This window comes from Hymenobacter wooponensis, from assembly GCF_004745865.1.
In the GTDB taxonomy this organism is placed as follows: domain Bacteria; phylum Bacteroidota; class Bacteroidia; order Cytophagales; family Hymenobacteraceae; genus Hymenobacter; species Hymenobacter wooponensis.
In genome coordinates, this window is the sequence record NZ_SRKZ01000003.1 from 825,747 (window position 1) to 847,907 (window position 22,161).

At 57.8% G+C, this 22,161-nt stretch carries 17 protein-coding genes and 1 riboswitch; of the genes, 14 read left to right on the forward strand and 3 right to left on the reverse strand.

Translation table 11 applies throughout. From position 1 onward, the window contains the following. Positions 1 to 270: 270 nt before the first annotated feature. The 9 genes from EU557_RS13640 (at position 271) to EU557_RS26065 (ending at position 13,652) form a co-directional block, all read left to right on the forward strand. Entirely contained in the window at positions 271 to 1,047 is a 777-nt protein-coding gene (locus EU557_RS13640; protein WP_135530981.1) for a phosphoadenylyl-sulfate reductase, read from the forward strand. 101 nt (positions 1,048 to 1,148) lie between these two features. After that, on the forward strand, positions 1,149 to 2,060 hold the full coding sequence (cysD, locus tag EU557_RS13645; protein WP_135531050.1) for a sulfate adenylyltransferase subunit CysD: 912 nt from the start codon (positions 1,149 to 1,151) through the stop codon (positions 2,058 to 2,060). 113 nt (positions 2,061 to 2,173) lie between these two features. Then, positions 2,174 to 3,460 (forward strand): sulfate adenylyltransferase subunit 1, encoded by a 1,287-nt coding sequence (locus tag EU557_RS13650; protein WP_135530982.1) that lies wholly within the window; start codon positions 2,174 to 2,176, stop codon positions 3,458 to 3,460. A 173-nt stretch (positions 3,461 to 3,633) separates the two neighbouring features. Next, positions 3,634 to 4,431: a uroporphyrinogen-III C-methyltransferase gene (gene cobA, locus EU557_RS13655; protein ID WP_135530983.1), complete on the forward strand. Its 798-nt coding sequence runs from the start codon at positions 3,634 to 3,636 to the stop codon at positions 4,429 to 4,431. A 36-nt stretch (positions 4,432 to 4,467) separates the two neighbouring features. Further along, positions 4,468 to 6,321, forward strand: a complete 1,854-nt coding sequence (locus tag EU557_RS13660) for an assimilatory sulfite reductase (NADPH) flavoprotein subunit (protein WP_135530984.1) — start codon at positions 4,468 to 4,470, stop codon at positions 6,319 to 6,321. A gap of 320 nt (positions 6,322 to 6,641) precedes the next feature. Further along, positions 6,642 to 9,566 (forward strand): TonB-dependent receptor, encoded by a 2,925-nt coding sequence (locus tag EU557_RS13665; RefSeq protein WP_135530985.1) that lies wholly within the window; start codon positions 6,642 to 6,644, stop codon positions 9,564 to 9,566. A gap of 11 nt (positions 9,567 to 9,577) precedes the next feature. Continuing rightward, positions 9,578 to 10,345, forward strand: coding sequence for a DUF2490 domain-containing protein (locus EU557_RS13670; RefSeq protein WP_210116045.1), 768 nt, complete (start codon positions 9,578 to 9,580; stop codon positions 10,343 to 10,345). Between the two features lie 4 nt (positions 10,346 to 10,349). Next, complete coding sequence (locus EU557_RS13675) at positions 10,350 to 12,062, forward strand: NADPH-dependent assimilatory sulfite reductase hemoprotein subunit (protein ID WP_135530987.1); 1,713 nt, start codon at positions 10,350 to 10,352, stop codon at positions 12,060 to 12,062. Positions 12,063 to 12,140: 78 nt separating this feature from the next. Further along, positions 12,141 to 13,652, forward strand: a complete 1,512-nt coding sequence (locus EU557_RS26065; protein ID WP_135530988.1) for a TSUP family transporter — start codon at positions 12,141 to 12,143, stop codon at positions 13,650 to 13,652. 136 nt (positions 13,653 to 13,788) lie between these two features. Here EU557_RS26065 and EU557_RS25500 read toward each other — a convergent pair whose 3' ends face one another. Then, positions 13,789 to 14,463, reverse strand: a complete 675-nt coding sequence (locus EU557_RS25500) for a CPBP family intramembrane glutamic endopeptidase (RefSeq protein WP_167855199.1) — start codon at positions 14,461 to 14,463, stop codon at positions 13,789 to 13,791. A 416-nt stretch (positions 14,464 to 14,879) separates the two neighbouring features. Further along, positions 14,880 to 16,439, reverse strand: coding sequence for an amino acid permease (locus EU557_RS13690; RefSeq protein WP_135530990.1), 1,560 nt, complete (start codon positions 16,437 to 16,439; stop codon positions 14,880 to 14,882). Positions 16,440 to 16,810: 371 nt separating this feature from the next. Further along, positions 16,811 to 16,903: riboswitch (SAM riboswitch) on the reverse strand. Between the two features lie 302 nt (positions 16,904 to 17,205). On the opposite strand from EU557_RS13690, the gene EU557_RS13695 reads away from it, so the two are divergent. Beyond that, positions 17,206 to 17,628: a hypothetical protein gene (locus EU557_RS13695; protein ID WP_135530991.1), complete on the forward strand. Its 423-nt coding sequence runs from the start codon at positions 17,206 to 17,208 to the stop codon at positions 17,626 to 17,628. A 173-nt stretch (positions 17,629 to 17,801) separates the two neighbouring features. Continuing rightward, positions 17,802 to 18,491, forward strand: a complete 690-nt coding sequence (locus EU557_RS13700) for a TIGR02117 family protein (RefSeq protein ID WP_135530992.1) — start codon at positions 17,802 to 17,804, stop codon at positions 18,489 to 18,491. A gap of 16 nt (positions 18,492 to 18,507) precedes the next feature. Here the strand turns inward: EU557_RS13700 and EU557_RS13705 are convergent, their stop codons facing one another. Then, complete coding sequence (locus tag EU557_RS13705; protein ID WP_135530993.1) at positions 18,508 to 19,245, reverse strand: EcsC family protein; 738 nt, start codon at positions 19,243 to 19,245, stop codon at positions 18,508 to 18,510. Between the two features lie 357 nt (positions 19,246 to 19,602). Here EU557_RS13705 and EU557_RS13710 point away from each other — a divergent pair, with 357 nt between their 5' ends. The 3 genes from EU557_RS13710 (at position 19,603) to EU557_RS13720 (ending at position 22,126) form a co-directional block, all read left to right on the forward strand. Further along, positions 19,603 to 20,091: a hypothetical protein gene (locus EU557_RS13710; RefSeq protein WP_135530994.1), complete on the forward strand. Its 489-nt coding sequence runs from the start codon at positions 19,603 to 19,605 to the stop codon at positions 20,089 to 20,091. Positions 20,092 to 20,246: 155 nt separating this feature from the next. Then, entirely contained in the window at positions 20,247 to 21,377 is a 1,131-nt protein-coding gene (locus tag EU557_RS13715; protein ID WP_135530995.1) for a sensor histidine kinase, read from the forward strand. After that, entirely contained in the window at positions 21,374 to 22,126 is a 753-nt protein-coding gene (locus EU557_RS13720; RefSeq protein ID WP_135530996.1) for a LytR/AlgR family response regulator transcription factor, read from the forward strand. Before EU557_RS13715 ends, EU557_RS13720 begins: the two co-directional genes overlap by 4 nt. Positions 22,127 to 22,161: the final 35 nt, after the last annotated feature.

The following is a 22,161-nucleotide window of genomic DNA, read 5'->3' on the forward strand; positions in this document are numbered from 1 at the left end:
CAGCATGGGTGTTGTGGTATGGCTAGCCTCGTCTGTATGACCGAGGCGTGTTGTTGTTGCTAAGGGCCACACTCCTCCTTTTTCCTGGTTTGTAGGCTGATTGAGCTTCTCTGACGTGCGCCTAAGCGCGTCCGGCTGAATCGTCTGCACCCGCCCTTTTCGCCCGGCGAAAACGTGCTCCTGTTGCGCCGCGACAATGCATTGTTGCCCGGGCCATTTTCGGCCGGACTGCTGCCCCTGGGGCGGCCTCTCCTCACTCCTCTTCTTGTTATGTCTGCAGCATCTGCTGCGCCGGCCGTCCTGCCCGAGCTCGACGACCTGCGCCTTCGGCTCACATCTGCTACCGCGCTGGAGCGCCTGCGCTTGGTGGCGGAACGCTTCCCTGGCAAAGCCGTCTTCTCTACTTCCTTTGGGCTGGAAGATCAGATTATCAGCCACTTGATCTTCGCCCATGAGCTTCCTATCAAGGTATTCACGCTAGATACTGGGCGCAATTTTCAGGAAACGTACTCTACCTGGAACAAGACTCTGCTGAAGTACGAGCAGCCCATTGAGGTGTACTTCCCGCGTCAGGAAAGCGTGCAGGAGTTGCTTCTCGCCAAAGGCCCTAACAGCTTCTATGAGAGCGTTGATAACCGCAAGGAGTGCTGCTACATCCGGAAGGTAGAGCCCCTGAACCGGGCGCTGGCAGGGCAGCAGGCTTGGGTAACTGGCATCAGAGCTGAGCAGTCGCAGAATCGGCAAACCATGGACCCTGTGGAGTGGGATGTCGCCCATGAGCTGACCAAAGTTCACCCCCTTTTCGACTGGACCTGGGAGCAAGCCGTGGCCTACGCCCAAGAAAACAGCATTCCGGTGAATCCGCTGCACCAGCAAGGCTTTGTGAGCATTGGCTGCGCCCCCTGCACCCGCGCCATTAAGCCCGGCGAGGACTTCCGGGCCGGCCGCTGGTGGTGGGAAGACCTTTCCGCTAAGGAATGTGGCCTACACGCCACCGCCCACCACGATGGCCCCGACCCGGTGGTAGAGCCAGTGCCCGCGTGCTAGGTCGACAGGCCTACAACAGCGCTAAACAACATCAGCACGCGGCAGACGCGAATACGCGTCTCTACAGCCGCCCAATGCAAAACGGTCATCCCGACAACACCATGAGTACCTCCCATTTCGATTACCTCGACCGGCTGGAAGCCGAAGCCATTCATATCCTGCGGGAAGTTGCGGGCCAGTTTGAGCGCCCCGCCCTGCTGTTTTCGGGCGGCAAAGACTCCATCGTGCTTACGCGGCTGGCCGAGAAAGCCTTCCGCCCCGGCCGCTTCCCCTTCCCGCTGGTGCACGTGGATACTGGCCACAACTTCCCGGAGGTACTGGCCTACCGCGATGAGCTGGCGGCTCGTCTGGGCGAAAAGCTGATTGTGCGCAGCGTGGAAGACACCATTAAGCGCCAGCGGCTGCGGGAGCCGGGCGGTAAGTACCCCAGCCGCAATCCTCTGCAGACCTACACGCTGCTGGAGGTAATCGAAGAGTTTGAGTTCGACGCCTGCATTGGTGGGGCCCGCCGCGACGAAGAGAAGGCCCGCGCCAAGGAGCGTATTTTCTCCGTGCGAGATGAGTTTGGCCAGTGGGACCCTAAGCGCCAGCGCCCCGAGCTGTGGAATGTGTATAACGGACGCATTCAGAAGGGCGAAAACGTGCGGGTATTCCCCATTTCTAACTGGACGGAGCTAGACGTGTGGCGCTACATCCAGCGCGAAAATATCAGCCTACCCGACATTTATTTCGGCCATGAGCGCACCTGCGTGGTGCTGCCCTCGGGTCAGCTTCTAGGCCTCTCGGAGCACCTGCGCCTTGATGACGACGATGAAATCGTGACGCGCCAGGTCCGCTTCCGCACCGTGGGCGACTCTACATGCACGGCCGCCGTGGAAAGTGACGCCAGCACCGTGGAGGACATTATTCAGGACCTGCTACTGGCTAAAGTAAGCGAGCGGGGCGCCACCCGCCTCGACGACAACATCTCCGAAGCCGGCATGGAAGACCGCAAGCGCAACGGCTATTTCTAACGGTGACTTAGAGATTGAGTGATTTAGTGAGTTCGATTCCGCGGCTACCCAATAGGCCCATCAACTCATTAATCACTAACCCGCTAAATCACTAAATCACCATTTCACTTCTCATGGACTTACTTCGATTTATCACCTGCGGCAGCGTTGACGACGGCAAAAGCACCTTAATTGGCCGTCTGCTCTACGACTCAGAGTCGGTGTCGCTGGACGTGCTGGCGGCCCTAGAGAAGCGACAAGCTTCTAACGGCGTCGTGGATCTGGCACTGCTGACAGATGGTCTCCGCGCTGAGCGCGAGCAGGGCATTACAATTGATGTGGCCTACAAGTACTTCACCACACCCCGCCGCAAGTTCATCATCACCGACGCGCCCGGCCACGTGCAGTACACCCGCAACATGGTTACCGGCGCCAGCAACGCCGACCTCGCCATTGTGCTGGTGGATGCTCGCCAGGGCGTGATTGAGCAGACCCGCCGCCACACGCTGATTGCGGCGCTGCTGGGCATTCGGCACTTTGTGCTGGCCGTGAACAAGATGGACCTGGTAGGCTACGATGAGGCGGTTTTCGCTAAAATCGCCACCGATTACGCTGAGCTCACCAACCACTTCAACTTACCTGCCGCCGTGGCCATTCCGTTGAGCGCCTTGCAGGGCGACAATGTGGTAACGCGCTCTACTCACTTGCCCTGGTACTCCGGCCCCAGCCTACTGGAACACCTGGAAAGCGTGCCCGGCACCCTGGAGCGCTCCGCTGAGCCGCGCTTCCAGGTACAGTATGTAATTCGGCCCCAGACCGCAGAACTGCCCGACTACCGGGGCTACGCCGGCCAGATCCAAAGCGGCGAATATCGCCGCGGCGACCGGGTGCTGGTGCTGCCTTCGGGACTGGAATCGGAGATTGAGGCGCTGGAAGTCAGCCAGCAAGAAGTAGAATCGGCGGCCGCACCCCAGGCCGTGGTAATTCGGTTGCGCGACGATGTGGACATAAGCCGGGGCGACTCCATTGTGCCCCTAGGCCAGCAGCCCACTATTACGCGGGAACTGGAAGCCACCCTGTGCTGGATGAGCGAGCAGCCCCTGTGGCCGGGCCGCAAGCTGCTGGTGCAGCATCATTCCACGCTGGTGAAGGCAAGCATTCCGGCCATCCTCTACAAGGTGAACGTGCAAACCTTCGCCAAAGCCGCCGCCGATTCGGCCCAACTCAACGACATCGTGCGGGTGCGCATCAAAACCGCTCTACCGCTGGCCGTGGATACTTACCAGGAAAATCGGGTCTCCGGGTCGTTCATTCTGGTGGATGAGCTGAGCGGCGACACTGTGGCTGCTGGCCTAGTGGAGGCTGCCAACTCCGAGTACTTCACTGCACCAGTAGCTCCGCCAGTGGCCTTCTCTATCTAGCACAGGCCTAGAGCAATACCAGTTTCAGCTCATCAAAAAAGACCGTCATGTCGAGCTTGTCGAGACATCTCGCTCGAATCGTTGGATTGCTACACAACATCAGCACGCGAGGTTTCTCGACTGCTCTCGGAACGACGCTCCTTTTCTCGCTCTACGCTACCTCCCTTTTCCACATGCCAACCACCAAAACACCCCGTCTCACAGTGCTCGGCGCCGGCCCCGGCGACCCGGAGCTGCTCACGCTCAAAGGGGCGCGGGTGCTGGGTGAGGCCGATGTAATCCTCTACGATGCGCTGGCTAACAACGACTTGCTACAGCACGCCCGCCCCGATGCCGTCACGGTATTTGTGGGCAAGCGCCGGGGACTCCGCAGCTACAGCCAGGACGAAATCAACGCTCTGATTGTGGAGCACGCTCAGCAATACGGCCACGTAGTACGCCTGAAGGGCGGCGACCCATTTGTGTTTGGCCGGGGCCGCGAGGAAATGCTGTATGCTGAGCAGCATGGCCTAGCCACCGATTACGTGCCCGGCATCAGCAGCGCGGTGGCGGCGGCGGGCAGCGTGGGCATCCCCGTGACGCACCGTGGCGCCAGTGAAGGCTTCCGGGTAATTACGGCCACCACCGCTACCGGCGAGCTATCTTCCAGTGTCGCTGAAGCCGCCCGCTCCCGCTCCACCACCGTCATTCTGATGGGCCTAGGCGAGCTGGACCGCATTGTAGCCCTCTATACTCAGCACGGACAAGCCAATACGCCCGCGGCGATTGTGCAAAACGGTACCCTGCCCACAGCTCGCTTCGTGGCTGGTTCGGTAGCGCAGCTGCCAGCCTTAGCCAAGCAGGCCGGTATTGGGGCGCCGGCTATCATTCTGGTGGGCGAAGTAACCCGCTTAGCTACTGCTGAAAACCTGGCCGAGACGCTGCCAACCGATGTTTTCGCCTTGCTGCCGGCCTACGCCGAAGTTGCCTAATCTTTCTACGCTCGTCGCGCTGCTTTCCTCACATCCATGATTACTGCTCCTTCTCCTATACTTCCCATTGGCTTCGATGAAGCCACGCTCCAGCAGCTGACGGCGGGCCTCACTGAGCAGCAGCTGCTATGGCTGAGCGGCTACCTATACGGTCGGGCTGCTGCCGGCCAGCCTGCGCCGGCTACCCAGCCGGGTGTAGCTGCGGTTACCACCGCTCTGGCTGGCCCGGCGCACCTTACTATTCTGTACGGCTCCCAAACCGGCAATAGCAAGAAGGCTGCGAACATCACGGCGGAAATAGCGCGTCAGAAAGGCCTGACTGCCACGGTGCGCGACATGAACGACTACCCCACCAAGGACCTCAAAACCGAGCAGCAACTGCTGGTGGTGGTGAGCACCCAGGGCGAGGGCGACCCACCTATTGCGGCAGAGGAACTGCATCAGTTTCTGCTGAGCGCCCGCGCCCCCAAGCTGCCGGAACTGCAATACGCCGTGCTGGCCCTCGGTGATAAAAGCTATCTGCAGTTTTGCCAGACCGGCTTTGAGTTCGACCAGCGCCTAGCCGAGTTGGGTGGTAAGCGCCTGCTGGAGCGCGTGGATTGCGACGTGGAGTTTGAGGACGAAACCCGTAAGTGGGCTGCCCAGGTGCTGGAAGTGCTGGCAAAGTCGGCCCCAGCGGCGGTGGCTCCCGTACCGGCGACTTCGGTAGCCGTGGCGGCACCAGCTGCAGTAGCGGCCGCGCTGACAGGTGGCCTAGCGACGCCGGCAGCGGTGGCCTACACCAGCCGCAACCCATTTCAGGCGCCGTTGCTGGAGAAAATTCAGCTCAATGGCCGCGGCTCGACGAAGGAAACCTACCACCTGGAATTCTCGCTGGAAGGTTCCGGCATCCAATACGAAGCCGGCGACGCCCTGATGGTGCAGCCCACGAACCGCCCCGCCCTGGTGGAGGAAGTTCTGCAGGCGGCGCACCTGAACGCCAACGCCCCCGTGCGCCTGGAAAGCACCGAACTGGACCTGACCAGCGCCCTCACGGAGCATCTGGAACTGTCGGTAGTGACGCGGGACGTGCTGGAGCGCTACGCCGCCCTGGCCCCGCAACACAAGCGCCTGCGCGAAATTCTGGAAGACAAAGCCCAACTGCCGAACTACCTCTACGGCCGCGATGTGGCCGACCTGCTCACGGAGTTTCCGGTAGAGCTCTCAGGGCAGCAGTTGGCGGCGGTGCTGCGACCCTTGCCTGCCCGTGCCTACTCCATTGCCAGCAGCCTGCTCGCGCACCCCGAGGAAGTGCACCTGACCGTGGGAGCAGTGCGCTACCAGGCCTTCGGCCGCGACAAGCACGGCGCCTGCTCCGTGTACCAGGCCGACCACCTGAACCTGGGCGATACCGCCCGCGTGTGGGTTGACCGCAACGAGTATTTCAAGCTGCCCCAAGACAGTGCCACCGACATCATCATGGTAGGCGCTGGCACGGGCGTGGCTCCCTTCCGGGCATTTGTAGAGGAACGAGCTGAGACGGGCGCAGCAGGCCGCAACTGGCTGGTGTTTGGTAACCCGCACTTCACCACCGACTTCCTCTACCAGACCGAGTGGCAGCAGCACCTGAAAAAAGGCACGCTAGACCGCCTCGACGTGGCATTCTCCCGCGACCAGGAAGAGAAAGTATACATCCAGCACCGCCTGCTGGAGCAGGGCCGTCGCCTCTACGACCAGCTCGAAAACGGCGCCTACTTCTACGTGTGCGGCGACAAAACCCGCATGGCCGCCGACGTACAGCGCGCCCTGCTCACTATCATCGGTCAGGAAAGTGGCCTAGGCGAAGAATATGCCGCTGAGTACCTGAAGAAACTGAAGAAGTCGCGCCGCTTTTTAGAGGACGTGTACTAGGCAGTTGAACAATGTAGAGACGCGACACTTCGCGTCTTGGCGCGTGCTGAGGTTGTTAGCCTAGTATCGTGCTAGGCCAGTCGTTCAACGACGAGACGCGAAGTGTCACATCTCTACATTCCACCGTCAGCACGCGAGATGTCTCGACAAGCTCGACATGACGAACCTTAACAATTAACTCTACTAACCCAACCAGATGCGTGTCAAGATAAAGCGATGTTGTTGCTGCTAGAAGCCGCCTGTTGAGCGGCTCTTTCGCCCTCATCGACTGGCCTACGGCCCTACCAACTCCACATCCTTTACCTAGAAACACCTTCTATATGCTGAAGCAGTACTACGCTTCTTTCTGGTTGCTCCTGCTCTTGTTGTGCGTGAGCATCCTCTCGGCCAGCGCCCAGGACCCCTTGATTTCCATTAGTGGCACCGTCCGCGACAACACCAACCAGCAGCCGTTGCCGGGCGTGAGCATCAGCGTGAAAGGCGGGGCCGTGGGTACGCTGAGTGAGGCCGATGGTACGTTTGCCTTGAAGGCCAAGCTGCGCTTTCCATTTACGCTGGTGTTCAACTTCATCGGTTACGAATCAAGGGAGCTGGAAATTGCCAGCGGCAGCCAGCCCATTGCCGTGAAGCTGGAGTCGAAGGCGGTGCTGGTGAATGAGGTGGTGGTATCGGCCTCACGGGTGGAGGAAAGCCGCCTGAAGTCGCCAGTAGCTATTGAGAAACTCGACATTCGGGCCATCAAGGAAACGCCCGCGCCCAGCTTTTACGATGCGCTGGAAAACGTGAAAGGCGTGCAGATGACTACTAGCTCGCTCACGTTTAAAGTGCCTAACACCCGCGGCTTCAACATCCCGAACAACTTCCGCTTCATGCAGCTCGTGGATGGGGTGGATATGCAGGCAGCCACGCTGGGCGTGCCGCTGGGCAACGCCATTGGGCCCACGGAACTGGACGTGGCCAGCGTGGAAATTACCCCGGGTGCAGCTTCTGCGCTGTATGGGATGAACGCCATCAATGGCATGGCAAACATCAGCACCAAAAGCCCCTTCAGCTACCAGGGCCTGAGCGTGTACCAGAAGGTAGGCGTGAACCACGTGGATGGCAAAGACCGCGACCCAAGCGCCCTGACGGAAACGGCCGTGCGCTGGGCGCAGGTGGTAGGGCCTTCTCAGCGACTGGCCTACAAGGTAAACCTGAGCTACCTGCGCGGCACCGACTGGCTGGCTAACACCCAACTTGACCAGAACCCGCAAACGGCCTCCTCAGCCAACCCCCGCTTCCCGGAGCTGAGCGGCGCCAACAACCCCGCCGCCGACCTCTGGAACCGCTACGGCGACGACAACGCCGGCAACGTGTCCATCACCATTCCCTACAACGGCCGCAACGAAACCTTTAACGTGCGCCGCACGGGCTACTACGAGCGCGACCTCACCAACCCCATCGTGCGTAACATCAAGGCCGATGCCAGCCTGCACTACAAGCTCACAGAAAAGCTGGAGCTGAGCTACGGGTACCGATTTGGCCTCATGGATGGCGTATTTCAGCGCGGCAACAAGATTCAGCTGGATGGCGTGACGGTACAGAACCACAAGGTGGAGCTGAAGGGCCAGGACTTTACGGCCCGCGCCTATATGCTCATCGAGAATACTGGCGACTCCTACAACCTCAACCCGCTGGCCCTGAACCTCGACCTGCAAAACGGTGCCACCGGCCTCACCTCCACCGGCACCAGCTGGGGCGACAAGTTTCGGCGGGAGCTACTCAGCCAAGTGAACAGTGGCACTGGCCTAGCGGCCGCCATGCAACAGGCCCGCGTGGTGGCTGATGCTGGCCGCGCCGTGCCAGGTACGCCTGCATTTGAGGCGCTGAAGAACCAGATTGTGCACACCAATAACTGGGACAGCGGCGTGAACGTGCCGGGCGCGCCCATTCCCGGCGGGGCAGCTCTCACCCAGCAGAGCCGCACCTACCACTCTGAGGCTATTTGGAATTTGGGCCAGCGCATCAAGTTTGCCGATGTGGTAATTGGCGCTGATGCCCGCCTGTACGAGGTAATTCCGGATGGCAACAACTTCGTGGATTTCGGGAAGCCGCTCACTGAGCGCACCACACCCGGCGGCGACAACCAGTACTACAAGAAAATTGGCGGCTTTGCGCAGGCTACCCGCTTGCTGCTCGACAACAAGCTCAAGCTAACCGCCTCGCTGCGCGCCGATTACAACCCCGAGTTTGATCCCAAGCTGAACCCTCGGGTGGCCGCCGTGTACACCCTCGCCGACAAGCACAACTTCCGGGCGTCGTATCAGAACGGCTGGCGCTTCCCTTCCCTATTTGAGGCGCTGTCGTTCGTGAACAACGGCAACGTGCGCCGCGTGGGTGGCCTAGCCCGCGTGAATGAAGGCCTGAACTACCTCGACAACTCCTACACGCTGGCATCGATTTCTACCTTCAACGCCGCCGTGAATGCCTACGTGGCCGCCAACTCCGGTACTACGGCCTCACAGGCGGCGTTGCGCCCTGAAATTCGGGGGCTGCTGAAAGTGGGCAACCTGCCCACAGAGCAGCCAGAGCAGATCAATGCATATGAAGTGGGCTACCGCAGCGTGCTGTTCGACAACCGCGTGTCGATTGATGCTGATGCGTATTACAATGTGTACTCCGGTTTCCTAGGCCAGGTAGAGGTGAGCGTGCCGAAGAACGCATCGGGTCAGCAGGTAACTGTGGGCTCTGATGATGCCGTGCTGGCGGCCCTCAACACCAACCGCGGCGCCCGCCAAGACCGCTACCGCGTTTACACCAATGCCCTCAACAATTACCGCAGCTATGGCTCTACGCTGGGCGTCACCTACAACTTCTACGAGAAGTTCACCTTCGGCGGCAACGTCAACTACAACGCGCTGTCGGCGAATAAGCAGTCCGATATTTTCGTGACCGGCTTCAACACGCCGCATTGGGCTACGAATGTGTCGTTTGGCAACCGCGAGGTGGTGCGCAACGTGGGCTTCAACGTGGTATGGCGCCACCAGAGCACCTTCTATTGGGAAAGCCCCCTGGCTAACGGCCGCGTGCCCGCCTACCAAACTGTGGATGCCCAGGTAAACGTGCGCATCCCGGCGCTGAAATCAACCATTAAAGTGGGCGGCGCCAACCTGCTCAACAACCGCTACATCCAGTACGCCGCCGGCCCCACCATCGGGGGGCTGTATTACGTGGCCCTCACCTTCGATAACACGGTGCTGCGCTAATGGCTACGGATATGAAACGGCTTCTTCCACTTGGCCTACTTCTGCTCGGGACGGGTTCTGCCAGCGCCCAAAAGCAACACGTGCGCGAGCAGCAAACTTGGTTGGGCGTGTTCAATCAAACGCGCTTCACCCAGCACTGGGGCACCTGGACCGATCTGCACGTGCGCCTCCACGACCGGTACGTGCAAGACATGTTCCAGACGGTAGCGCGCGTAGGCCTCACCTACTACCTCACCGACGATGTGCGCCTAACCGGGGGCTACGCCTACGTGCACCACTTCCCCGATGGAGCCCGCACCATTGGGCAGGCAGAGCACCGGCCCTGGCAGCAGGTGCAGTGGTTCAGCAAATTCCCGAAGGCCCGCCTGATGCAGTGGGTGCGGCTGGAGGAGCGGTTCAGGCGCACCATCCAGAACAACGAGCGCACTTACGACTTCAATTTCAACTACCGCACCCGTTACAACGCGGCTCTTTTCCTGCCCCTCACCAAACGGGGCTTCGAGCCGGGTGGCCTACAGTTCCTGCTCAACAACGAAGTGATGATGAATTTCGGCAAGGAGATTCGCTACAACTACTTCGACCAAAACCGGCTGTTTGCCGGTCTGGTGTACCAGCTTAACCCGCACGCCCAGCTGCACGGCGGCTACATGCATTTGTTCCAGCAACTACCGGCTGGCAGCACGTACCGCAACCAGCACACTATCCGGGTTTTCTACTTCCACAATTTCGATCTGCGGCCTACTCCGCCGCCAGTTCCCCCTACCCCCTCTGCCCCTTAATTCCATGGCCGATACCACCGTTAAGCTTTCCGAAGTTGAGCACGTCAAGGATGCCAGCAACTACTTGCGCGGCACTTTGGCCGAGAGCATCGTGACGCCGCTCACGGGTGCCCTCAACCCGGATGATACCCACCTGATTAAATTTCACGGCTCTTACCAGCAAACCGACCGCGACCTGGACAGCGAGCGGAAGCGCCAGAAGCTGGAGCCGCTCTACTCCCTCATGATTCGGGTGCGCCTGCCCGGCGGCGTGGCTTCCTCGGCTCAGTGGGAGCGGATGGATGCCTTGGCCGATGAGTACGGCAACGGCACACTTAAGCTCACTACTCGCCAGGCTTTTCAGTTGCACGGCGTGCTTAAGCGCAACCTCAAAAAGACCATCCAGGGCTTTAATGATGTGCTGCTGGACAGTATTGCGGGCTGCGGCGACGTGAACCGAAACGTGATGTTCAACCCCAACCCGCACCAGAGCCAGGTGCACGCGGAGGTGTATGAGATTTCAAAAGCCATCAGTGCCCACCTCACGCCCCGCACCTCGGCGTACTGGGAGCTGTGGCTGAACGGCGAGTCGAAGCACAACAGCTTGCTCAGCGCGGGCGGCGATGACGAGCCAATTTATGGCAAGACGTACCTGCCCCGCAAGTTCAAAATTGCGCTGGCCGTACCGCCCCACAACGACACCGACATCTTCGCTAACGACCTCGGCCTGATTGCCATTGAGGAAAAGGGGAAGCTACTGGGGTTCAACGTGACGGTGGGCGGCGGCATGGGCATGACCTTCGGGATGCTTGACACGTACCCGCGCCTGGGCGACATCATCGGCTACGTGCCCGCCGATAAGGTAGTGGACGTGTGCGAGAAGGTGGTGACGATTCAGCGCGACTGGGGTAACCGTGAAAACCGCAAGTTCTCCCGCCTCAAATACACCCTCGACCGCGTAGGCCTGGAGGTGTTCAAGCAGGAACTGAACCAGCGCCTGGGCTTCGAGCTGGAGCCCGCCCGCGCCTACGAATTCAAGAGCTCCGGTGACGCCTTCGGGTGGACCACTGGCCCCGATGGAGCTCAGCACCTGACCTTGTTCGTGGAGGGTGGCCGCGTGGCCGACCGCCCGGGCCAGCAGCTCAAAACTGCCCTGCGCGAAATTGCCCGCTTCCATACCGGCGACTTCCGCCTCACCGGCAATCAGAACCTGATTCTGGCCAACGTGGCACCCGAGCACCGGATTTTGGTAGAGGCCACCCTGGCCCAGCACGGTATTCAGGTAGCCGCTACGCAGTACTCAGGCTTGCGCCGGGGGGCTCTGGCCTGCGTGGCCCTTAACACCTGCTCCCTAGCCTTCGCCGAGGCTGAGCGCTACATTCCGCAGCTTGTAGACCGCCTAGATGGGGTGCTGGCCGAGCTAGGCCTGTTGCAGGACGATATTCTCATCCGGATGACCGGCTGCCCCAACGGCTGTGCCCGCCCCTACCTGGGCGAAATTGGGCTGGTGGGCCGGGCCGTGGGCCGCTATAACCTCTATTTAGGAGCTGGCTTCAACGGGGAGCGAATGAACAAGCTGTATAAAGAGATGTTAGACGAGGACGGCATTGTGGAGGCCCTCACGCCCCTGCTGCAAGACTATGCCCAGAAACGTCAGCCGCAGGAGCGGTTCGGCGACTTTGTGATTCGCCAAGGCTACGTGCAGCCTACCACCCACGGACTGAACTTTCACGCCTAGGCCACTTGGCTTCTGGCTCGAAGACCATTAAATCAGGTCTTTTCTCTATTTTACCCTTCACAACCTGTCCACCGCGCTATGAACACAGCCGAAACTACCGCCCCCAGCGTGCCCGACTCAGTGCCCGCCAGCGGTTCTAACCGACTGTTTCCCATCTTTTTGAAGATGGAGCAACTGCACGTCTTGTTGGTGGGCGGCGGCAATGTAGGCCACGAGAAGCTGGCGGCTGTCTTGGCCAATAGCCCAGCCACGGCCATAACGGTGGTAGCCACCTATTTCTCAGCTCAACTTCTGGAGCTAGCGGCGAGGCATCCGGCCGTGCAGTTGCGCGAGCAGGCCTACCAAACCACCGACCTAGTTGGCCACGACTTGGTAATTGTGGCCACCGATGACAAAGAGCTAAACCTACGCATCAAGGCCGATGCCACCCGCCAGCGCCTGCTGTGCAACGTGGCCGACACGCCCGATGCCTGCGACTTTTACCTGGGCTCCATCGTGCAGAAAGGCGACCTGAAAATTGCTATCAGCACCAACGGTAAGTCGCCGACCATTGCCAAGCGCCTGCGCGAAATGCTGACCCACGCCCTCCCCGATGAGCTACACGATGTACTGCAGCGTATGTCCGTGATTCGGGAAAAAGTAGGCGGCGACTTCGCGCACAAAGTCAAATCCCTGAATGCGGTAACGGCCGAGCTAACCGGCGGCCCGGCCTATGAGTCGCCGGCGGCAGCGCAGTGGCGGCGCCGGGCTACGGGGGCACTCTTGGCCTTTGCGGGTCTGCTGATCTTTAACATCCTCTCCTATTATATCACCTGGGACCAGGTGGTGCACACGGCCACCAACGCCAAGATGTTCTACATCTTCGTAGCCATCGGGTTTGGAGCACAGCTTATTGACGGGCTCCTGGGCATGGGCTACGGCGTGGTTACGGCCATTAGTCTGATGAGCATGAACATAGCTCCGGCGGCCGTGAGTGCCAGCATCCATACCGCCGAAATGTTTGCCAGTGGGGCTTCGGGCTACCATCATTACCGCTTCGGCAACGTCAACAAGAAGCTGTTCAAGGTGCTCCTGATTCCGGGAGTACTGGGAGCCATAACGGGGGCTTATCTGCTCTCGAAATTCGGCGAAACCTATGCGGGCTACGTGAAGCCTCTCTTGGCCGCGTATCTGCTGCTGCTGGGTATTCGCATCATTTCCAAAGCCTTTTCTAAGCTAGGCCCGCGCAAGAAGCACAAGAAGCTAGGCCTGTTGGCCGCCGCCGGGGGCTTTCTTGACTCGTTTGGCGGCGGCGGCTGGGGCCCACTCGTTACCAGCACGCTCATTGCCGGTGGCCGCACGCCCCAATACGTTATTGGATCGGTGAGTGTGACGGAGTTTTTCGTGACGTTTGCCAGCGCCGTCACCTTCTTCGCCACGCTGGGCATTTCGCACTGGCAAATTATTCTGGGCCTGATTGTGGGTGGCGTAGCCGCCTCTCCCCTAGCCGCCCGCCTGGCCGGCCGCATTCCCGTTCGGTGGATGTTTGTTGGCGTAGGCCTAATGGTAATTGTCTGGAGCCTGTGGGCACTACGCAAGCTGTTTATGTAACGCTTTCCTAAGCGGCATTAAAACAAAAAAGCCCTGCTGATCAGCAGGGCTTTTTTGTTACGCTTCTCATGCCAGTACACTTCTGCCTTCCCTGTTCATCAGCCGAACGTGTTATTCGGTACTGCTCTACTAGTTGCTAGGCTTCGGATGAAATAGCTCCCTTGGAATCATCACTTACAGAAACAGTAGCTTGCTGAACGCGCCACAGGATATACCCAACAAGTAGCGCCGCTCCCAACCAAACAAGCGCGTACATGGGCCCAGATGCAAATGTCTCATGCGGAGCCTGAGCATCAGGAACCTTCTTCGAGAGCATAGCGCAGAAAGCAACAAAGTTGTTGAAGGCGTGCATGGCCATACACAAGCGTAAGGATCGGGTACGGTAGTAAAGCCACCCCAGACTCAGCCCCAACAAGCCAGCCCCTACTATCTGCTGCGGATTCATGTGAATTAATCCGAATAGTAAGGCCGATTGCCCGATAGCCACCCATGGGCGGTAGTTCCGCAGTAGGCCAGTCAGCAATACTCCTCGAAAAAGCACCTCTTCCAGTACCGGAGCCACAACGCACAACATCAGGAAACCCAAGACGGGCTGCTCCATCAGCCGCTGTATGTTGGCCTCAACCCAGTTTGGCAAGTGTAGGTAGTGGATGGGGCTTAATACAATAAGCTGGGCTATTACCAGCACTGGCAGCACCACGTACAACCATGGCATTTCGTAACCGAGCAGCTGCAACTTGGTCCGCCGAGGGCCAGCTTTCCAAAGCAGAAAGATGATCAACGCTGTTTCCGTCGCGACGGAAAGCAGCACAGATGTCAGCTGCTTTTGAGTAGGCAGTAACAGCTGAAACAACAGATATAGGGGTGCCCCCACAACCAAAGACACGAGCAAGAACCAGCCTATTACAGCCCAGCTCTCTTTTAACGTTGGGTAGGCCGGAACGGGGCGCGTAGGAATCGTTGCAACAACTTCAGATTGGGGTAATAGTGCTTCCATTAACGAGTCAGTAAAGTATACATATAAGCAAGCGCCTGAAAGTACACATTCCACTACTGGTGCCCACAAAAAAGCCGGAACTAGTCCGGCTTTTTTGGCTATTAAAAAGGAGTGTCTAGGCCACTGTCTGTTCAGCCGCGGCGCGCAGTTTACTGTGTTTTTTGCCGTTGTCATAGTTGAAGTAAATGACAACGTAAGCCGCCGTTGGCTCTTCAAGTAGCGTACTACTATCAATTAGCACTATTCAATATCCAGGGGCCAACCAAATACGTCGTTAGGTAGAACAGAATGATTGGTATAACTATCACTAACAACAGGTGCGTAAGTGTCAGCGACTTCTTATTTATAGAAACTTGGCTTTGGCGCAGCTTACTATTGTTCTGCCCATATACGTAGTAAATGATCAAGCCAGCCACTAACCATATGTAAAGTCGAACCCACGTTTCTATAGGCAGAGACACCATCATCACCAGGCAGGTCAGGATGCCCAGGATAGGTACCAGCGGCACCAGGGGTGTGCGGAAGCTGCGGGGTGCATTGGGCTCTTTCTTACGCATGATGAGCACGCCCAAGCACACCATCACGAAGGCCAGCAGGGTACCAATACTAGTCATCTCGCCCACTACCGAAATCGGTACGAAGCCCGCAAACAAGGCAATGAACAGGCCTAGCAGCAGATTTGACTGCAGCGGCGTGCGGAAGGTGGCGTGAATGCGCGAGAACACGGGGGGGAGTAAGCCATCCTTCGCCATGGAGAAAAACACGCGGCTCTGGCCCAGCAAATCCACCAGAATTACGGAAGTATAGCCAATGATGATGGCCAAAATCACGGCCGATGACAGCCAAGCGTAGGGTGTTTTTTCAATGGCAATGGCAACTGGGGCGGCGCTGTTCTTGAACTCGGTGTAGTTGGCTAGGCCAGTCATCACGTGGCCAAACAGCACGAACAGCACGGTGCAAATCAGCAGGGAGCCGATGATGCCGATGGGCATGTTGCGCTGAGGGTTCTTGGTTTCCTGGGCCATGGTGGCCACAATGTCAAACCCAATGAATACGAAGAACACCACGCCAGCCCCGCGCAGAATACCGCTCCAGCCAAACTCTCCGAAGTTACCGGTATTGGCCGGAATATAAGGTTGGTAATTGGCGGGGTCGATGTACTGCCAGCCCAGGGCAATGAACACTAGCACTACGGCCACCTTTAGGGTAACCACTAGCGCGTTGAACCACGCTGAGCCCTGAGTGCCGCGAATGATAATCATGGTGATAGCCAGCACGATGAGCATGGCCGGAATATTCACAAAACCATGCACGGCGCTGCCATCGGCCAGGGTGGCCGTTTCAAACGGTGACATGACCAGCTGCGGCGGCAGGTTGATGCCGTACTTACTCAGGAACTTCAGCAGGTATTGCGACCAGCTGATGGCCACCGTGGCAGCGCCTACGGAATATTCGAGCACCAAATCCCAGCCAATAATCCAGGCAAAAAGCTCGCCCATGGTGGCGTAGGCGTAGGTATAGGCCGAGCCCGACACAGGCACCATGGAGGCAAACTCGGCGTAACACAGCGCCGAGAAAGCACAGCCCACGGCTGCCACTATGAAAGAGAGCGTAACGGCGGGGCCGGCATTGTTGGCCGCCGCAATACCCGTGAGTGAGAATAAGCCGGCCCCAATAATTACCCCAATGCCAATGGCGATGAGGTTGAAGCCATTCAGACTTCGTTTTAGGGTGTTTGCGCCCGTTTCGGCGGCCTCCTGCCGCAGCAGTTCCAGAGATTTTTTTAACATAAAAAGTGAATACCAACGCGCGGTTGGCCAGTGAGGTAAAGAGTTGGTCGCGCGGGGGGTACCTGCGGGTGGCCTACAGCGCAGCCGCCAACTGAAACGGAGCGCTGGGCTTGTCACGCCCCCACCGAAACAGGTGGCGCAACTACACAGAATGCCGTGGAAGCCGGCACGACCAAGAAATACAAGGAGAGAGGAAACGCTAGAGTTGCGTAGGCAGCCCCGGCATTAGCCAGTACAGGCAGTTGGCAGTGGGTTCAACAGCAACAACACGTACTGCAACTACACGCAATGGCAACGGTGGGCACACCGAAGCAGGCAGCGGAAACTACAAAACGGGCAGTACGGCAGGGGCGAAAATCCACGGCAACTTGTTTTTATATGGTCAGGAATTGGCACCGTTCCGGCAGTTGCGGATGGTTGCCGACGCTTCTTCGAGCCTGTCTCTCAGCGCCTCTGTATAAAAACAATCCTTTGTCGGTAAAGAATTGGTGCTGCAAAGGTACACCCAGCCGGCGCGCATTTACAAGGCTCCAGCTTTCTTCGTGAGGGCAGGAGCCTAGGCCACTAGGCAGTAGCCGGCAACTACCCGACTGCCGCCTAGGGCGAAGGTTTAATGGCACAATTGGCTTTTTTTAATTTTATCGAATATGAGATTGGGCATAAAAGTTGGCATTGGAGTTGCAAATACTACTCTCAGAAGCTCGCCTAGCTAGTATAGGCCACTTCCGTTTCTCCCCTTCTGATTAAACAATTCAGATACTACTCCATGAAAAAGATCCTCGTAATTCTTGCGGCTTTCACTTTCTCGGTTGGTGCTGTTTCGGCCCAGACTGTTCCGGTTAAAAACCGCCACCCTCGTACGGCCCAGGCCGGCAAAGCCCAGAAAACGCCTGAGCAGAAGGCCGACCAAAAGGCCAAACACCTGGCCCAGCAGCTAAACCTCTCGGCTGAGCAAACCGAAAAAGTGCGGCAGCTACACGTAGCTCGTTACCAGGAAATGCAGGCGAACCGCGCCAAGTACGCAACCGCCGGCAAAACCGACGCCCGTAAGCTGGAAATGAAGGCCGACAAGGAAAAGTACGACGCCCAGCTGAAGCAAATCTTGAGCGCCGACCAGTACACTAAGTACGCCCAGTTGCGCGCTGAGAAGGCAGAAAAGCACAAAGGCCATCAGAAAGCTAAAAGCTAAGGAGCCAGGGCTCCTGTTCACAAGCCCCAACAATTTTGTTGGGGCTTTTTTTGTGCATGGCAGGTTGTGCACCCGGGCGGGGCTTAACCATAGGCCACTTCGCGCGTATTGCGCCTACACTTCTTCCTTTCCATTCCGGAGCCATTAGCGGCTCTGGCGACCAACTTCAGCACATGAAAAAAGGCCTTCAACAAGCCCTTAAAACCACCGGATATGTAGCAGGCGCTCTTGGCGGGGCGTTTGGTTTGTACCTAACCAGCGCGGCGGTGCTGTCGCGCATTACGGTTCCGAAGAAAAGCACCGACCCGTTGACCGACGTTGACATTTACATTTACTCCAACGGTGTGCACACGGATATTGTGGTGCCGGCGCGCAGCGAATACATCGACTGGACGGAAACCATCCTGCTGAAAAACACGCAGTCGAATGACCCGACCATGCAATACATTGGGTTTGGATGGGGCGACAAAGGCTTTTACCTCGACACCCCCACGTGGGCAGAGCTGAAAGCTAGCACTGCGTTTAAAGCCATGTTTTACCTGGGCACCTCGGCCATGCACACCACCTTTTATCGGGAGATGCACGAGAGCGATGACTGCGTGAAAATCAGCATTAGCCACAACGATTACCGCAAGCTGATCCAGTACATTCAGGACAGCTTTCGCTACGATGCGCTAGGCCACCCCATCTACATCGGGGGCCATAGCTATGGCCGCGACGACTCTTTCTATGAAGCTCACCGCACCTACGGCTGGCTCTATACCTGCAACACCTGGGCCAACGATGCGCTGAAATATTGCGGCCAGAAAGCCAGCCTTTGGACCCCGTTTGATAACGGTATCTTCTACCAATACCGCAACTAGTGGCCTAGCGCCCGCACTATTTCTCCAAGGCTGGCCGGGTAGTGAAGTAGCGCATGCGGTAGCAGTTCATAGCGGTGTCTCCGAGTTGCTCTAGGAGGCGGTAGTTTGCCACAGCCCCCACAGCTGCCCCAATAACGGGCACCAGCTGGGCCAGCTTTGCCAGATCAATGTAGTCGCGGTATTCTTGCTGAAAGGTGCGCCAGTCGAACTCGTGCACATCGGTGGGCAAGGTATGCCGGTAGGCCTCCCAGTCGGCCAGTTGCCGATACACTTCGTTGCGGGTATGCTGGCTGCTGAATGCCAGTTGAAACACATGTAATAAATACAGCCGCTCGGTGTAGTCCTTCACATCGTACCCATACAAGGCGGCTATGTCGAACAACAGCTTCAGCTTGAGCCCCAGCAACAGCGGGAAATCGGCTAGGCCTAGCAGGAAGCCCCCTGCTCCGGTAACCGCCCCTTCGGCGGCGGCCGTGTTGCGGTAGTAGCGCACCCGAATGCGCACGGCCGCTTCCCGGTCTAGTAATGACACGTTTTCTGTGGGCTTACTCGTAACGTGCGTGGAGCCAAACAACACGCCGCGCACCATTTGCTTGATGGCCACAGTAATGGCTTCGTGCACCCGCTCAGGCAGCAGCGCATTTAGCCGCATCTGCACCCGGCGGGCAAAGCGGTTAAGCAGCGTGGGTTTCTCCTGCATCTTACGCTGCCACGCGCGTAGCTCGGTGTAGGCCTCTTGTTCGGTGGGTTGCATAGCGGTAAGATGCAGCTTTCTCACTTAAGGAGTTATACGTGCTAAACTGAATATTTCTCGAACTTCGAGACGCCTATTCGTTACGCTTTACTACTTAATCTTATGTTGTCAGTGTGCTTTAGCATTGCCTCTCTCTTATATGCAGCCGGTTACTTGCAGCCACCCACTACGCCTGATAGCCTCACAATCTTTAAAGCTGGCCGCGTTTATACTTATCAAGCAGTATTCGTTAGTCCGGCCGGCGATACGTTATCGAGGCAACGAGTAACCCTTACTGCATTGGGCCAGCCTTGGAAGGTTCAGCCGAAGCTGCAAACGGCTTTTACTATTTCTTACTACCATTCACCTCAGGATTCAATGACTTTTTTGTCATATCACCATCCGGAGTCGAAAAGCTTAGATAAACCGAAACGGTACGTATGGTCTCGTACGGAAACAACTGGAGCTAAGGAAAACAAGCAGGAAGTCTGGATGCATCCAATTCGGGGCAATCAGTACACCTATACAGAAATTGCCCCTTATCCGCAGGTGCTACTAGATTCGCTGCAGTTTGGCGGAACTTGGCAGCACACAATGTCTATTCTAATGGGCTGGGGTGCCTTCAAAGGAAAATCTATTAACCGCTACCGCGTTGATAAGCAAGAGCCTAGACAGTATGGTAACCTTGTACTACCGGCATGTTGGCTAATTCGTGCAGTAGCCCAACATAGTAAGCTAGGCCGCAGCTACCTCGACTTTTATTTTCATCCGGACTATGGCTTCACCGAGATGAACTATCGATTTTATGATGGTGCCAAAATATCCTTTGTGCTGGAAACCGCTACTCCTCCCCCAGTGCTGAAGTAAGGCTAGGCCACTGCATGTTGGCCCCTGTCCATACACTACCCACCTAACGGCCAAGAAGCCGAGATTGTCGGTGTGTTTTGGCTGCTGATGGATTGCTGCCATTGTAGTGCTCTATCGGGCAGTAGCTTGCCAACCGTTTCATCTTCCTTTACTGCATGGCCATTTCTACCCGACGCTTAGGCCCACTTCTGCAGCACGTCCTGATCTGGGGCGTGCTGATTGTGCTGCTTGCCATGCAGCCGACTGAACGGTTACGAGGGGCTCCATTCGTTTTTGTGCAAGCCGCTATGCTGGCGCTGCTAGCCGTAGTTTTTTACCTCAATGTGCGCTGGGCCGTCCCGCGCCTATTGTACGGTCGTCGGATAGCGAGTTACGTGGGGTTCCTGGTGGCCGCAGTTCTCAGTATGCTAGTGCTGCACCGGGTGCTGGAAAACTCCTTTACGGACTTGCGGCGAGGCCCAGAGCCACCCTATTCAGCTGGGCAAACATCGTTTCCTAGGCCCAATGCCCCCCGCTCTCATGGCCCCAACCGCGGGTTTGGGCCGTCCCGCCGAATGCCTTTGCATCGGTTTGGGCTGTTCAACCCGGCCATTTTCATCACTACGCTGCTGGCGCTAGGCCTAGGTACCAGTGTGGCTGCTGTGCAGCGGGGCCAGCGGGAAGCAGAAATGCGGCAGGCACTGGAACAGGAGAAATTAGCCACGGAGCTGTCTTGGCTGAAGGCGCAGATCAACCCCCACTTTTTCTTTAACACGCTCAATAATATCTATGCCCTTACCCTCATCGACGGCGACCGGGCCCGCGAGGCGCTGCACCGCCTCTCGCGCATGATGCGTTACGTGCTCTACGAAACCCAAACCGGCACAGCTCCACTCAGCCAGGAGTTGCTGTTCGTGCGTGACTACATTGACTTGATGCAGCTGCGGCTCACCGACAATGTGCGCGTGGAGTACCAAACGCCCGAGCCCCTGCACGATGCGCCGGTGGCCCCCATGATTTTGCTGACGTTTGTGGAGAATGCGTTTAAGCACGGCGTAAGTACTGTTACACCCAGCTCTATTCGCATTCAGATTCAGCAACCCACGCCCCACACCCTTGAAGCCGATATCTATAACACTCTCTTCGACGAACGCCCCACTCAGCTAGATGCGAACCACGGTATAGGCCTAGTGAACACCCGGCGGCGGCTGGAGCTGCTGTACCCCAACCGCCACACTCTGACCGTTACGGAACGTACGCCCACCAACGAATACCACATTCACCTGACCCTGACGCTGCTGCCATGACTACCCTAAACTGCATTGCTGTTGATGACGAACCCCTGGCCCTGCAACTGGTAGCGAGCTTTGTTGAGAAAACGCCATTCCTGCGGCTCGTAGGCAGCTACAGCAGTGCCGTAGCCGCCCTAAAAGGCTTACAACAGCAGGAAAGCCCCGTGGATGTGCTGTTCTTGGATATTCAGATGCCCGACCTTAATGGGCTGGAGCTGGCCCGGGTGCTAGACCGTGGCCCCGGCCCCAACCGCGGTCCGCGCGTCATCTTCACCACCGCCTTTAACCAGTATGCCTTGGATGGCTACAAGGTTGATGCCCTTGATTATCTACTGAAGCCCTTCACATACGAAGAGTTTTTGCGGGCCGCACAGAAAGCACAGCGCTACGCTGAGGCAGAGTATCCAACTCCTGTTCCTGCCGCAACTATCACTGCCGAGCCCACCGAAGACTTCCTCTACCTGAAAGTGGAATACCAAATGGTGCGCGTGCCCTACAATGACATACTCTACATAGAAGGCCTGAAAGACTACATCAAAGTGTACCGCCGCAGCGAGCCTAGGCCCCTGCTGTCCTTACAAAGCCTGAAGGCTCTGGAGGAGCGCCTACCCAAGCAGTTCATGCGCATTCACCGCTCTTACATTGTGGCCCTCAACCAAATTACCTCCGTCGGGCGCGGCACCGTGCAAATTGCCAACGAAACCATCCCCATCAGCGAAGGCTACCGGGAAAGCTTCGACCAGTACATCCGCCGGTGGAAGTAAGATCACTGCTCATTTTTGCGGCGGCAGCGTTGGTA

Bases quoted from the DNA above. Each gene is read 5' to 3' on its own strand.
- EU557_RS13660 (WP_135530984.1), top strand. From the start codon at position 4,468: ATGATTACTGCTCCTTCTCCTATACTTCCCATTGGCTTCGATGAAGCC.
- EU557_RS26065 (WP_135530988.1), top strand. From the start codon at position 12,141: ATGAACACAGCCGAAACTACCGCCCCCAGCGTGCCCGACTCAGTGCCC.
- EU557_RS13670 (WP_210116045.1), top strand. From the start codon at position 9,578: ATGAAACGGCTTCTTCCACTTGGCCTACTTCTGCTCGGGACGGGTTCT.
- EU557_RS13650 (WP_135530982.1), top strand. From the start codon at position 2,174: ATGGACTTACTTCGATTTATCACCTGCGGCAGCGTTGACGACGGCAAA.
- cobA (WP_135530983.1), top strand. From the start codon at position 3,634: ATGCCAACCACCAAAACACCCCGTCTCACAGTGCTCGGCGCCGGCCCC.
- EU557_RS13710 (WP_135530994.1), top strand. From the start codon at position 19,603: ATGACTTTTTTGTCATATCACCATCCGGAGTCGAAAAGCTTAGATAAA.
- EU557_RS13700 (WP_135530992.1), top strand. From the start codon at position 17,802: ATGAAAAAAGGCCTTCAACAAGCCCTTAAAACCACCGGATATGTAGCA.
- cysD (WP_135531050.1), top strand. From the start codon at position 1,149: ATGAGTACCTCCCATTTCGATTACCTCGACCGGCTGGAAGCCGAAGCC.
- EU557_RS13675 (WP_135530987.1), top strand. From the start codon at position 10,350: ATGGCCGATACCACCGTTAAGCTTTCCGAAGTTGAGCACGTCAAGGAT.
- EU557_RS13690 (WP_135530990.1), bottom strand. From the start codon at position 16,439: ATGTTAAAAAAATCTCTGGAACTGCTGCGGCAGGAGGCCGCCGAAACG.
- EU557_RS13665 (WP_135530985.1), top strand. From the start codon at position 6,642: ATGCTGAAGCAGTACTACGCTTCTTTCTGGTTGCTCCTGCTCTTGTTG.
- EU557_RS13720 (WP_135530996.1), top strand. From the start codon at position 21,374: ATGACTACCCTAAACTGCATTGCTGTTGATGACGAACCCCTGGCCCTG.
- EU557_RS13695 (WP_135530991.1), top strand. From the start codon at position 17,206: ATGAAAAAGATCCTCGTAATTCTTGCGGCTTTCACTTTCTCGGTTGGT.
- EU557_RS13640 (WP_135530981.1), top strand. From the start codon at position 271: ATGTCTGCAGCATCTGCTGCGCCGGCCGTCCTGCCCGAGCTCGACGAC.
- EU557_RS13715 (WP_135530995.1), top strand. From the start codon at position 20,247: ATGGCCATTTCTACCCGACGCTTAGGCCCACTTCTGCAGCACGTCCTG.
- EU557_RS13705 (WP_135530993.1), bottom strand. From the start codon at position 19,245: ATGCAACCCACCGAACAAGAGGCCTACACCGAGCTACGCGCGTGGCAG.